Here is a 13809-nt window from a genome sequence, read left to right as displayed (position 1 = left end):
TAGCTAATTCAATCAGTTGGTAATTAATGGATTGTAACCATTGTAGCTCCGAATCCGTATTCACGGAACGAAGCATCCTGGCTGGTATAGGTCTTGTATTTCCGCTTCAGTTCATCAAGGATGGCACGGCGCAGCACCCCGTCCCCCTTTCCATGGATAAACACGATGCGCTGGCCTTTCTTGTTCTTGAACTCATCCAGCGTCTTGCGGAACACGTCAAGCTGGTAGTCCAACATTTCCGAATTGCTCATTCCCGCCGTATCATCCAGCAGCGCATGGATATGCAGGTCTACCTCCACGATGTTATTCTTCACTTTCCGCTGCTCTTCCTTAGGCCGTGCGGGCGCATCCGGCACCGACTTCTGCAAGAGAGCCGTTTTGATGTCATCAGCCGAAACATACACCTGTTTCACCGCCTCATCATCCTTCACCACATCATAAACCAGCGCAGGCTCTGCAAAGAAGTCGGAAGGCTGGAACGTATGCAGCTTGTAGAACTTTACGGTATCGATGCGCAACTCCTGGCTTACGGCAGGCTTCAGCAGGAAGGTACGGTCGTCCTTATAAGCAAGAACCTGCACCGCCACATGCTCCAGCGCATTCAGTTCCGACTTGTCGAACTCTTCCAGATGCTGCTTCATGTTGGGCTTCACAGTCCCGCGGCTCCGGAGCGTCCAGCTCTTCCCTTCGGCCGACAGATAGAGATAATCGACAAAATAATTGCTGTCGTTCACGAGATAAGCGTCAAACGATGTCGACGAGATGGCTTTCAGGTCTTGCGGCACAAAGGCCAGAAATACGTTCAGCACGTCGTTTCCGCGGATTTCCGGCGCACGGTAAGTAACCGGACGGCTGTCTTCCTCTTCTTCTTCCTTTTCAGGAAGAGCTGGTTTCTGGGCCGTCTTGAGCGGAACGTTATAGTCATCCGTTTCCACGACTACACACTCCTTCACCAGCATCGGTATTTCGAATCCGTCTTCATCGGCTACCAGCGCCACATCCTTGCTTTGAAATCCTTTCACAATGCCGCCTCCCACTTCGCTCAGGAAACGGACTTTATCTCCTATTTTCATAATTCCGTCTGTTTTCTTTTTCGTTTCATACGCATACAAATGTAGACACTTTTCAGAATAAAATCAAAAAAAGACGCTCCGGAATCAAGAGCGGAGCAAAAAAAAAAGCCGGGCGCGGAAACGCAGAAACGCGAAGACTCTCCGATTCTCTTCCCCGCATTTCCGCATTCCGCGTCCGGCCTTTCCAACGCCGTTTGTGTCAGCCGATCTTTATATTCAGCTCTCTGACCGCTTCAATCAGGCGGATAAAGTCGGCAGGAAATACATCGCCGATGTTTCCTATACGGAACGTGTCTGCCTGCGAAATCTTTCCCGGATAAATCACAAAGCCTTTCGATTTCAGCGCATAATAGAACGCCTTGAAGTCAAAATCCGCACTCGGATAATAGAAAGACGTGATGACCGGCGACTGCTCATTGTCGGGGAGCAGGGTCTTGAACCCCAGCGAACGCATCCCTTCCACCAGAATGCGGTGGTTCTCGCAATAGCGGGCATGACGCGCCTCCACTCCCCCTTCAATCTGCAGCTCCTTCATGGCCTGCATGAAAGCACGCACCACGTGGGTGGGCGAAGTAAAGCGCCATTTTCCGTGGCCTTTTTCCATTGTTTCCCACTGGTCGTACAGGTCGAGCGACAACGAACGCGCCACTCCCTTGCACTGCTCCAGCAACGAACGGCGGGCTATGACGAAACCAAATCCCGGAACACCCTGGATACATTTGTTCGCACTGCTGATCAGGAAGTCGATGCCTAAGGCAGCCATGTCGACAGGAACTCCGCCGAAGCTGCTCATCGCATCCACAATCAGCACCTTGCCGTGCGATTTCACCGCCCCGGCAATCTCTGCCAGCGGATTCAGTACGCCTGTAGTAGTTTCACAATGCACCACCGACACGTGAGTCACTTCCGGATGTGCGTTCAGATACCCGTCAATCTCCTTCGGGTCAACGGCCTGAGTTTCGTCAAACTGCATCACATGGCAATTCAGATGATAATATCCGGCAATCACCCCCATGCGCTTTCCGTAAGCGCCGTTCGCAACAACCAGCAGATGGTCGTCCGGACGTATGGCAGAGCCTAAGGCAGCCTCAACGCAGAACGTCCCGCTGCCCTGCATCAGCACGGACGTATATTCTTCCGGCCGGCTGGTTGCCAGTTCCACCAGCTGCTTGCGGATAACTTCTACAATACCGATGTTATAATCTTCATCCCATGTACACCAGTCACTCATCATGGCTTCTTTCACGGTTTCGCTCGTAGTCAGCGGACCGGGGGTCAACAGTAAATAAGGTCGCATATCTGTTCCGTTTTTTATATTTTCAACATTCCGTTCATTCCCTATTCATTCGTGCGTTGATGCTCTCAATCAGTGCAGGAAGCTCTTCTATCGAATCCACCACATAATGTGCTCCGGCAGCATACATGCGGTATCTCACCTCCAGCATCCGCTTTTTCAGTTCACCGGCAGGCATGGCGTTCACTTCCTCTTCGGTCAGCCCCAGTTCGTTGCTCCCCAACACGACGCCCACGCTCCATACGCCGGCATTCACGCCTTCCTTGATGTCGGAAATGGTATCGCCATATTTCAGGACGGAAAAACGTGACGGAACAGCCAAGTCGCACATGTTCTTGTATATCATGTAAGGATAAGGACGTCCCGCGGGCAAACCGTCCGAAGTCACGCAATTGTCCACCCGGTAACCCTGTTCGGCGGCGGCAGGAATCACGATGTCCATCATCTCTTTCGTATAGCCTGTTGTCGAACCGATAACAATGCCCTGTGAGCGCAAGAGATCGATGGTTTCAACCACCCTGGAGATCGGCCCGGAATAGCTGCGCAAGGAAGCGAACAGCAGACGCTGGAACTCAGCATAGCAGGCCTGAATGTCATTTTCATTGTAATCGCGCCCGTACCTTTCACGGAAAGTATTCGCCACACGCTCAATCTTGAACAAAGCCCTGATTTCTTCAATCTTGGTCAGTCCCATGTGGGCACGCGTTTCGGCAGCCGTCACTTCAAGGCCCAACGACTTGAAACTTTCGATAAAGGCAGATACAGGAGCAAAGCAGCCATAGTCAACGGCCGTACCCGCCCAGTCCAGAATCACACATTCAATTTTTTTCATATCACATTTGTCATTAAATAATTGTTGTCTGTCTTATCTTCTTTATCGCCAGCTTCGCCACTTGCTTTTCCGGACAGGGAAAAAGCATCGGGGTCTTTTCTGAACCTCCTGCTGGCACGGATTATGTAAATCAGCGAACCGACGAACGCCAGGCAGCATGCAACGCCGATATAGATGCTCATCTGATTATAGAAAAGGGTCCAGTTGACATGCGAAGCATACACTTCCTTGAAAACCAGCAGAGCCAGCGTTCCCATATATCCAACAAAATCGATGGTGATAATAAAGAATCCCACATTTCCCCTGATTTTGAAACAGGCGATGAACCGCTCGAAAAAGATAGTCTGAAAGCTCAGATAAGCCATGTCGAGGCAAAGGCTCTGGAGGAAAAGCCAGATGGTAACGGGCAGATTCATCTGCTCGAAGTTGGCGGCAATAACCGCCAGCGTTCCCATACCGGCAACAGAAAGGATCAGCAGCACACAAAGCACCTTCAGATGATCATAGGTCGTGGCAAGCAGGGCGAATGTCGCCAGAAGAACCAGCGTCGCTATCGAGTCGATTTGAGCGAATGCCCATGAAGAGATGGTGCTTACGTCGATGATGCATACGATGAAGTCTTCTTTCACATCGCGCTGCACTGTCAGCAGGAGATTGGCGGCGAACAGCATCAAAAGCACAGGCATGAAGCGGCGGAAAAGCATCCAGCGCTGATGTCCGTCCAGCGTTACACGCACTGAACGCGAGGCAATGTCCGCTTCTGTGGGCTTGGGAAACTTTGTCATCGTCCAGCCCAGCACGCAAAGCAACGGAAATGCAAAGGCTCCAATCAAAGCAGGCATCCAGAATTCGCTCACATGCAGGCTGTTGAGTGCATAAAGTCCCATCGACTTGGCCACTCCCGAACTAAGCGCCATGCTCACCCCCATGATACTCGCCAGGATGTCGGTGGTACGTCTTCCTTCAAGAAAACTGAAAATAACTCCCCACATGCACCCCAACGAAAGTCCGTTGAAAAACAAAGCCGCTATATTATAAGGTAAGGGAAGCAGTCCGAAAGCCAGCAGCGCGATTTCCGACAGGGCGGCCGATCCGATGATGAATTTCAGCCGTCCTTCGGGCTTCAGTTCCGAAATATACTTGATTCCTAAGAGCTTGGCCGTCACATACCCCAGCAGTTGAATAATGCTGACCGCTATCTTGTAGTCCATTCCTCCCACCTGAAGCCCTTCAAACTCGGCGGCCGTGAATGGCTTGCGGAGTGCATATACAAGCGAATACGACAACAGCGCCGTCCCGCCTGCCCAAAGCACAAATATCCAGTCGGGCATGTCTTTCCGTCTTTCTCTATGTAAGGATGATTCCATAATGTTCTTTTTCTGTATCTGACGCAAAAGTAGAAAGGGCAGGCGAAGAGAAAAATGAATAAACCATGAATCATAAACACGAAATAATTCAGAAACATTCATGAAACAGATTCATCACAAGAACGAAACCTGCACGAAACATGCTTGAAACATTATTGTAACATCTCACGCAAGACTATATTTCAAAATAATTCGTACCTTTACGCACCGATTTTCAAAGCCGTTTAAATTTTGCTCTGCCTCGGTTTGAGAATTGTTTTCGAGGATGTTTTTCAGTTTTTACGAGGATGACAGCGGGCTGCCTGACGGGTGAAAGCAGGGAAACAGACCGGAAACAAACGCAAAAAGGGGCGGATAAAAATACTTATAAACAGGCTCTCAACACCGAAACATTAAAGCCTAACGTATGGACGAACTGAAAGAGATATACGAGCGGATCTGCTTTCTCAGACAAAAAGGAATAAAGATGAAGGAAATAGCCGAAAAGTCGGGCTTTTCTCCCAGCGTGCTCTCGGCCATCTATTCGACCGTGCTTCCTGCTTATTTCAAGGAGCTGGACAAGGGATGCAGCGAAGGAGAAGCACTCGACAAGGCACTGGTGTGGGTGAACAACGTTTCAAAAAAGAAGCTGCTCGGCTCGCTTCCCATACTTAAGAACGCTCTGCTCACGATGAGCGCGGCTCCGCAGAAACAGAAAGAGAATTCGGCCAATCCGTTTCTCGACGCATTGGGAAACAACCTGAAAGAAAGCGTAAACCAGATAACCAACTACAGCGGACTCTATCTGAGCTACAGCATCTCGTCGAGCAGCAAGGCAATGAAAATCGAACCTTACCTCATCGCTCCTTCCGAAAACGGGAACTATGTGGAAGTAGGACATCAGAATGTATATGGGACAACGCACTGGGGAACAGTGATGATGAACGGACAGAATCATCTTTACCTGATGTTCAACGAAAGCCAACCGCCTCAACTGGCCTTATTTTACATCTGCCTGAAAATACCCATGTACGACCGGCCGCCCTTTCTGAGAGGAATCTACACCTGCTGCGACTACAACTACAATCCGATAGCGCGCCGAATTCTGTTCATGAAAGTGTCTGACAGCATAAGCCGTGAAGAGTTCCTGAAGACCAAAGGAATACTGAAGAGCTACGAGTCGCTTGACGAAACAGAGAAGCGCTACTATGCCTATACTTGCCAGCCGGAAGACATCATCCGGATGTGCAACATCCCGTCGCCCCAAATGACAGACCACGATCTGGAAACAGAAAAGAAATTCTTGGGATTCTGACCGGCTGGATGCGGGATGACATGCTGTATCTCAACAAAACAGGATAATTATCCGGCAAAATATTGTACCTTTGCAGAAATTTATCAAACGACAATGGAAGAAACAAGACATATCAAAATAAACGAATTCAACTACCCGCTGCCCGACGAACGCATCGCCAAATTCCCGCTGCCTGTCCGCGACCAGTCGAAACTGCTGGTATACCGGCACGGTGAAGTGAGCGAAGACCGCTTCACCTCACTGCCCGACTATGTGGAACCGGGAGAACTGATGATCTTCAACAATACAAAAGTAATTCAGGCACGGCTGCATTTCCGCAAGGAAACCGGAGCACTTATCGAAATATTCTGCCTGGAGCCGGCATGTCCCAACGACTATGCGCTGAACTTCCAGCAGACCAGGCATTCGGCATGGCTCTGCATGATAGGCAACTTGAAAAAATGGAAAGAAGGTCCGCTCCACAAAGAAATGACGGTAAAGGGACAAACGCTTACCTTAACCGCCGAACGTGGAGAATGCCGCGGAACAAGCCACTGGATCGACTTCACATGGGACAATCCGGAAATCACGTTTGCCGATATCCTGGAAATGTTCGGCGAGCTCCCCATTCCGCCTTATCTGAACAGGGAAACGCAGGAAAGCGACAAGGAAACCTATCAGACGGTTTATTCGAAAATCAAAGGATCGGTAGCGGCGCCTACCGCCGGACTGCACTTTACGGAACGGGTGCTGGACGCATTGAAAAAGAAGGGAATCGATTTGGAAGAGGTTACCCTGCATGTCGGTGCCGGAACATTCAAGCCGGTGAAAAGTGAAGAAATCGAAGGGCACGAAATGCACACTGAATATATCTCTGTCAACAAAAAGACGGTCGAAAAGCTGATAGCTCACAACGGGCAGGCCATAGCTGTAGGAACGACCTCTGTACGCACACTGGAAAGTCTTTATTACATAGGAGTTTCCATCAGCGAACACCCCGATGCCAGTGAAGAAGAACTGCACGTAGGCCAATGGCAGCCTTATGATACCAATCCGCAACTGACCGCGACCGAAGCACTCCGGCAGGTTCTTGACTACATGAACCGCCATAGTCTGGAAGCACTGCACACCAGCACCCAGATAATCATCGCGCCCGGATACACTTACAAAATAGTGAAAAAGATGGTGACCAATTTCCACCAGCCGCAAAGCACATTACTGCTGTTGGTTTCGGCATTCGTAAAAGGTGACTGGCGGAAAATTTACGACTATGCGCTGAACCACGGCTTCCGTTTTCTGAGCTACGGCGATTCATCGCTGCTGATTCCTTAGTTGCCGGATACGCCTCCGCCACCCCCTCCTTCACCCGACTTCACATCATCGTTGGTGATGGTGCGGGCGGCTTTCTTTACACTTGCCTTCAGTTCACCCACACGATAGCTGATACTGAACCCGAAGCGCATCTGAGGATATTCGTTCCAACTGTCGCTGATAAATCCCGAACCTTCAATGTGCGATGAAAAGCGGTTGTATTTCTTGAAGAAATTGTTGGCATATGCTGAAAGAGTCAGTTTCCGCTTCATGAACGACTTGTTCAGGGAGATTCCATAGCTGAAGAAACTGCTTCCCTTTCCCTGCAGCATAACCCAGGGTGTCTGTCCGAACACATTCATACTCAAACGCCAGTCATGCTTGAAACTCTGTTGCGCTCCTCCATATCCGAAGAAATTCCATCCGTCATTCTCCAGTCCGTCAGCACCTTTCAGCTTCGTATATCCGCCGAACAGATTGGCATAAATGCGCGTATTCTGACTGGCATTCCAGTTCGCATATGCACTCAGATTAAAATCACGGCTTTTTCCGATGTTCTGATAAGTGGTATAAAGCACATCCTTGCCAGTCCGGTTTTCGGCCGACAAGTCGGGAATATCATCCTCCGACACCAGACTCGTTACCGACTGAATGCTGTTGTTGGTAAATGAATAGCGTGCCGCAAGGTTTATGTTGAATTTAGAAGTGAAATTGCTGTAGCTCAACGAAAATGAATGGCTGTGTTCGCTTTCCAGCTCCGGATTTCCCTGAGAGAGGCTGGAAGGATTGCTGTCGTCAAGATAAGGATTCAAATACCATATCCCCGGACGGTAGATACGCATGTTATACCCCAGCCGGAGATTCGACAGGTCAGTCAGTTTCCATCCCAGCGAAGCAGAAGGTATTACGTCATCATAGTTTTTCCGGAAATCTTCTCCTCTCCCCAACAGGTACTTCACGTCTTCAATAGTATGTTCATAACGCACGCCCAGCCTGCCGGAAAGTTTTTTCAAGGTAAGTCCATAACCCAGATACGCGGCGATGATATCATTCTGATGGCGGTAATGCGTACTGTGCTCCTCATCAAAAAGGAATTCGGAAGCTCCTGCCGCACGGAGATAACGGTCGTTGTCGGAGGAATTGTTGCGCAAAATATATTTCACTCCGGTTTCCACCTTATGATTCTTCCCGAGCGGAGTCGTGAAATCAGCCTGGAAAGTATGTTCCGTAGTATTCTGCTCTCCGTCATTGCGCTGGTCTTCCAGCCGGCGCAGATATTCGCCCCAGTCTACATCATATCCCTCATCAATCGTATATTCCGTATTGGAATCAGAAGTTTGCGGACGTGAGTTCACTCTGTAGGAGAAAGTCAGCATACGCTCTTTGACTGCAGGCGATATATGTTGGAAGTCAATGCCTCCGTCAATGGAATACCATGACGATTCGCTTCCGGAAGCTGTGACATAACGGTAAAGAGAGCTTCCGTCGGCTGGAGATGTCCCTGCATAACGGGAGTTTCCTCTGCTGTCGTTGCTCCCTCCCCACAGACCGAATGAAACGCTTACCAGATTCAATGTATCTATTTCATAACTGGCTTCTATGCTCCCCGACTGAAAGGAACCATCCCCTTTACTGCTCCCGTCATAATCCAGATTGGCCACATCCGAAGAGATGTCCGTAGCACGCTGGCTGCCTCCCGAATAGCTCCTTGGGCTGTTGTTGTAATTATAATTGTAACGGGCACTCAACGTAAACTTTCCTTTCTGCACCGTACCGAACGCTCCGCCTCCGGCACCCGTATTGCTGGCGTTTCCACTCAACGTGACGGTATACCCTTCAAAACCCCCTCCGGAAGTGATGATATTCAGAATCCCTCCTACTCCTTCGGCATCGTACTTCGGTCCCGGATTGGTGATTACCTCTATCTTCTTGATGGTATTTGCCGGCATACTTTTCAACACTTCGGTCGGATTATTGCTCATCATGCTGTTTGGCTTGCCGTTCACATACACCTTGAACGAACTGCTCCCATTTACCTTTATATTATCCTCGCCATCAACCGTTACCATAGGAACCTTACGCAGCATCTCCAGCATGGTATTGGTTTCCGAATCAGGATCATCCGACACACTGTATTCTATCTTGTCAATATCAGCCTTTACCAGCGGTTTCTGGGCTACAACCTCCACCACTCCCAGTTCGTTGGCGGCATCAGTCATATAAATTGTTCCGAAATCAAACGTTTCGCCGCTTTCCTTTACCGTAAACTTTCGGACAATCGTGGTACGCCCCACCGAAGTGACGGATAGCGTGAATTTTCCCTTCCCGGAAACCGTTTCCCTGAAACGCCCCTTCATGTCAGACACCATCATTTTGACAGGCTTTTCCGGCTTATCATCGCGGACTATTCGGATAGTGGCATACGGTTCGCCTTCTTGTGTCAAAGAATCGAGCAATATCCCTTTTACTTGAAAAGAAACTTCTGTTTGAGCCATTCCAACCGCTGACTGAAGTGCCAAAAAGAATAAAAACAAAACCTTTAGCCTTATCATATTCTCATTCATTATAAAATATTCATACAATTCAGCGTAAAAGTATGATGCAAATACATACAATCGAAAAAATAAGCGTTAAAAGAGTTCAACGGGAAGAAATTAGCGGACAAAAAAATCATGCGGCAAGTGTTTGTCGGATACGAAAAGAGGCATGACCGGAATCATGCCTCTTTGTTGGGCTACTCGGACTCGAACCAAGAAAAACAGGACCAGAATCTGTTGTGTTACCATTACACCATAGCCCAAACTGACTGATGATATCCTCTCCATGAAGACCTCATCACATGAAGTTGGGCTACTCGGACTCGAACCAAGAAAAACAGGACCAGAATCTGTTGTGTTACCATTACACCATAGCCCAAAATCAGAGAACGACCGTCATTTTTAATTTGACGGTGCAAAGGTACAACATTTTTGGAACATACAAACATTTTCGCGGAAAATTTCAGCCTTTATCTGAATTTTTAGACTTTTTCTCATGCCGCGAAGCTCCCGGCAGGAACAAAACCAACAAAAAAATACAAAAGAAAAAGATAAATAAGTTACTTTCTTTCGTGATATACAGAAAAGCAAGTATATTTGCCTGACTTTACTTTTTTACAAAATCATTCATTAAAAAAGAAATAATTAGATGAACGAAACGAAACAACTTATTGAGAAAATAATCGAAGGTATTCAAGAGAAGAAAGGAAAAAACATCATCACTGCTGATTTGACCGGCATAGAAGATACAATATGCAAATACTTCGTTATTTGCCAAGGAAATTCTCCAAGCCAGGTTCTGGCTGTAACAGACTCAGTCAAAGACCATGTGAGAAAAGAAACTGGAACAAAAGTCGTTTCCATTGACGGACAGAGAAACGCACAATGGGTAGCTATGGACTACAGCGATGTGATTGTCCATATTTTTCTGCCTGAAGTCCGGAACTTTTATGACCTCGAACATTTGTGGGCAGATGCCAAGCTGACCTCAATTCCTGATCTGGACTGATTGGAATCCACCATTTAAACGAAACAACATATGAACGAAAATACGAACAACAATAACAACAGCAACGGAAACAAGCCAAAAATCAACGTTCCACGTCCCAACCTGACGTGGCTGTACGTGCTGATTGCATTGGTCTTTGCATGGCTGTGGTTTACCAGTGACGGAGGAAGCGCCACAAAAGAAGTAAACTATACAGAATTCAAGGACATGGTAACCCAAGGATATGCCGACAAAATCGTGGCATATGACAACAACACGCTGGAAGTTTACATCAAACCGGAACACATCGTGGATGTATTCAAGAAAGATGCCGACAAGGTGGGAAGAAGTCCTGCCGTAACTGTGCAGATAGGCTCGATGGACACTTTCGACAAATTCATAGAGGAAGAACAGCAAAACGGAAACTTCAAAGGCACAATCCAATATGACAAGAAAAGCGACTACTTCGGAATGCTGTTCTGGAATCTGCTTCCCATTGTGTTTTTTATCGGACTGTGGATATTCCTCATGCGCCGCATGGGAGGCGGAGGAGGTGCCGGCGGCGCTTCGAACGTATTCAACGTGGGACGAAGCAAGGCTCAATTGTTCGAGAAAGGAACCAACCGCATCACATTCAAGGATGTAGCAGGGCAGGCAGCAGCCAAGCAAGAAGTACAGGAAATTGTAGATTTCTTGAAACAACCGCAGAAATATACAGAACTGGGAGGGAAAATTCCCAAAGGAGCATTGCTCGTAGGACCTCCGGGAACAGGAAAGACTTTGCTGGCAAAAGCCGTTGCCGGAGAAGCCGATGTGCCTTTCTTCTCGATTTCAGGATCTGATTTCGTAGAAATGTTTGTGGGCGTCGGAGCTTCACGCGTACGTGATCTTTTCCGCCAGGCAAAGGAAAAGGCTCCGTGCATCATCTTCATTGATGAAATAGATGCAGTCGGACGTGCCCGCGGAAAAAATCCGAGCATGGGAGGAAACGACGAACGCGAAAATACACTGAACCAGCTGCTGACTGAAATGGATGGCTTCGGTTCAAACAGTGGCGTAATCATTCTGGCCGCAACCAACCGTGTGGACATTCTTGACAAAGCCTTGTTGCGTGCAGGCCGTTTTGACCGGCAAATATACGTGGACCTTCCCGACCTGAATGAAAGAAAAGAGGTGTTCGGTGTCCATCTCCGTCCGCTGAAACTCGACAACACGGTAGATGTGGACCTGCTTGCGCGGCAAACTCCCGGATTCAGTGGAGCCGACATTGCCAATGTCTGCAACGAAGCAGCTTTGATTGCAGCCCGCCACCAGAAGAAATCAGTGGGTAAAGATGATTTTCTGGCAGCAATCGACCGCATTGTGGGCGGACTGGAAAAAAAGACCAAAGTAATGACGGCCGCAGAAAAGCGTTCAATAGCACTGCACGAAGCTGGACATGCCACCGTATCATGGCTGCTCGAACACGCCAACCCGCTGATAAAAGTGACAATCGTTCCCCGAGGACGTGCCTTGGGTGCTGCCTGGTATTTGCCTGAAGAACGACAGCTTACAACCAAAGAACAGATGCTTGACGAAATGTGTGCCACTTTAGGAGGACGGGCAGCCGAAGAATTATTCATCGGACATATTTCAACGGGAGCCATGAACGACCTGGAACGGGTTACCAAACAGGCATACGGCATGATTGCATATGCGGGCATGAGCGACAAACTTCCGAACCTGTGCTACTATAGCAGTACAGACGAATACAGCTTTACCAAGCCTTATAGCGAACGTACTGCCGAGATGATTGACCAGGAAGTGCAAAACATGATCAACGAACAGTATACGCGGGCAAAAGAATTGCTGAAACAGCACAGCGAGGGACACAACAAACTGGCGCAACTGCTGATAGAACGCGAAGTAATCTTTGCAGAAGACGTTGAAAAGATTTTCGGAAAACGCCCATGGACGTCCCGTTCAGAAGAAATCATGGCTGAATCAGAAAAGCTGGAAGCTCAGGAAACAAAGAGTCTGGAAAACAAGACAGACGAACAACAGCTGCCAGAGAAGAAAGAAGAAGGCAACGGAGAAAACGGGATTCCGGCTGACGGCAATGCTACTACGGAAACGAACAATAACAGCAAGTAATTAAACTCATCATATCGTGAAAAACAATTTTATACAACGGACAATAACCGGAATTATCTTCGTAGCGGTGCTGGTGGGAGGAATCTTGGGCGGACCGGTTTCATTCAGTATTCTGTTCGCCCTGATTACCGCTCTGACAATCCGCGAATTCGGAACGATAGTCAGCAAGCAGGACGGGGTTCAGATAAACAAAAGCATCTGCATGCTGGCAGGCGTGTTTCTGTTTTTCGGCTTTGCCTATATCGGTATAGCTCCCGGACAGAATGAAATACTTATTCCCTATCTGTTTCTGATCATTTATTTGATGATAGCAGAGCTGTATCTGAAACGGAAAAATCCGTTGCATAACATTGCATACACAATGATGAGCCAAATGTATATTGCACTTCCTTTTGCTGCACTGAATATACTGGCTTTCCACACAAGTCTTACGGGAAGCGCATCGGAGTACAATCCGATACTTCCGCTGTCCATTTTCGTTTTCACTTGGATAAATGATACCGGGGCTTACTGCACGGGGGTATTGTTCGGAAAACATCGTCTGTTCGAACGGATTTCTCCCAAGAAGTCATGGGAAGGCTCTATCGGCGGCGGGGTTTTCAGTACCATAGCGGCAGTCATAATGGCACATTTCTTCCCTTTCATGCCATTAGGAGTATGGATCGGGCTCGGACTTACTGTCGTTGTATTCGGTACATGGGGCGACCTGACTGAATCTTTACTGAAACGCACCCTGGGCATCAAGGATTCGGGCAATATTCTGCCCGGACACGGAGGCATGCTCGACCGCTTTGACAGCACACTGATGGCCGTACCGGCATCTGTTATCTATTTATATGTAATTTCACTTTTCAAATAAAGTCCTAAGACAAACAAGGGGCATGAACTTGAAAGCTAATTAGGGATATTCAAGAAATAGTATAAAATTAGCCAACTAATTCATTGCGAGTTAGTTGGCTTTTTTGTATCTTTAGGTATTCCCCCGTAAATAAGGTTTAACG

At 48.1% G+C, this 13809-nt stretch carries 10 protein-coding genes and 2 tRNA genes; 5 read left to right on the top strand and 7 right to left on the bottom strand.

Features of this window, described 5'->3' with window-relative positions:
* Positions 1-23: 23 nt before the first annotated feature.
* The 4 genes from NW212_RS10505 to NW212_RS10490 all read right to left on the bottom strand — a co-directional run bounded on the left by NW212_RS10505 (position 24) and on the right by NW212_RS10490 (position 4566).
* Positions 24-1073, bottom strand: coding sequence for a DUF2027 domain-containing protein (locus NW212_RS10505; RefSeq protein ID WP_258338602.1), 1050 nt, complete (start codon positions 1071-1073; stop codon positions 24-26).
* Positions 1074-1272: 199 nt separating this feature from the next.
* The gene (gene phnW / locus NW212_RS10500) at positions 1273-2370 is read right to left on the bottom strand and encodes a 2-aminoethylphosphonate--pyruvate transaminase (protein WP_258338601.1); all 1098 of its coding nucleotides are present in this window, start codon (positions 2368-2370) and stop codon (positions 1273-1275) included.
* Positions 2371-2404: 34 nt separating this feature from the next.
* Positions 2405-3199 carry a phosphonoacetaldehyde hydrolase gene (gene phnX / locus NW212_RS10495; protein WP_258338600.1) on the bottom strand — a complete coding sequence of 265 codons (795 nt, stop codon included), beginning with the start codon at positions 3197-3199 and terminating at the stop codon, positions 2405-2407.
* A complete protein-coding gene (locus NW212_RS10490) occupies positions 3196-4566 on the bottom strand; it encodes a DUF5690 family protein (protein ID WP_258338599.1) in 1371 nt (456 codons plus the stop codon). Before NW212_RS10490 ends, phnX begins: the two co-directional genes overlap by 4 nt.
* Before the next feature lie 406 nt (positions 4567-4972).
* Between NW212_RS10490 and NW212_RS10485 the strand changes: the two genes are divergently transcribed.
* Together NW212_RS10485 and NW212_RS10480 are read left to right on the top strand one after the other, a co-directional pair.
* Positions 4973-5860 (top strand): hypothetical protein, encoded by an 888-nt coding sequence (locus NW212_RS10485; protein WP_258338598.1) that lies wholly within the window; start codon positions 4973-4975, stop codon positions 5858-5860.
* Positions 5861-5953: 93 nt separating this feature from the next.
* Positions 5954-7171 (top strand): S-adenosylmethionine:tRNA ribosyltransferase-isomerase, encoded by a 1218-nt coding sequence (locus tag NW212_RS10480; protein WP_258338597.1) that lies wholly within the window; start codon positions 5954-5956, stop codon positions 7169-7171.
* Here the strand turns inward: NW212_RS10480 and NW212_RS10475 are convergent.
* From NW212_RS10475 to NW212_RS10465, 3 genes are all read right to left on the bottom strand, one after another.
* Complete coding sequence (locus NW212_RS10475; RefSeq protein WP_258338596.1) at positions 7168-9645, bottom strand: outer membrane beta-barrel family protein; 2478 nt, start codon at positions 9643-9645, stop codon at positions 7168-7170. The two genes, NW212_RS10480 and NW212_RS10475, sit on opposite strands and share 4 nt — an antisense overlap.
* A gap of 234 nt (positions 9646-9879) precedes the next feature.
* Positions 9880-9950, bottom strand: a tRNA-Gln gene (locus tag NW212_RS10470).
* A 45-nt stretch (positions 9951-9995) separates the two neighbouring features.
* A tRNA-Gln gene (locus NW212_RS10465) sits at positions 9996-10066 on the bottom strand.
* Positions 10067-10336: 270 nt separating this feature from the next.
* Here NW212_RS10465 and rsfS point away from each other — a divergent pair.
* From rsfS to NW212_RS10450, 3 genes are read left to right on the top strand one after another with little or no spacing between them, the layout of a single operon-like run.
* Positions 10337-10696 (top strand): ribosome silencing factor, encoded by a 360-nt coding sequence (gene rsfS / locus NW212_RS10460; RefSeq protein WP_258338595.1) that lies wholly within the window; start codon positions 10337-10339, stop codon positions 10694-10696.
* Positions 10697-10726: 30 nt separating this feature from the next.
* Positions 10727-12808 (top strand): ATP-dependent zinc metalloprotease FtsH, encoded by a 2082-nt coding sequence (gene ftsH / locus NW212_RS10455; RefSeq protein WP_258338594.1) that lies wholly within the window; start codon positions 10727-10729, stop codon positions 12806-12808.
* Positions 12809-12824: 16 nt separating this feature from the next.
* Positions 12825-13667 (top strand): phosphatidate cytidylyltransferase, encoded by an 843-nt coding sequence (locus NW212_RS10450; RefSeq protein WP_258338593.1) that lies wholly within the window; start codon positions 12825-12827, stop codon positions 13665-13667.
* The last annotated feature ends 142 nt before the right edge of the window (positions 13668-13809 follow it).

It is taken from the genome of Bacteroides sp. ET225, assembly GCF_024733745.1.
GTDB classification, from domain to species: domain Bacteria; phylum Bacteroidota; class Bacteroidia; order Bacteroidales; family Bacteroidaceae; genus Phocaeicola; species Phocaeicola excrementipullorum.
This window is presented reverse-complemented; position numbering and strand designations above follow the sequence as displayed.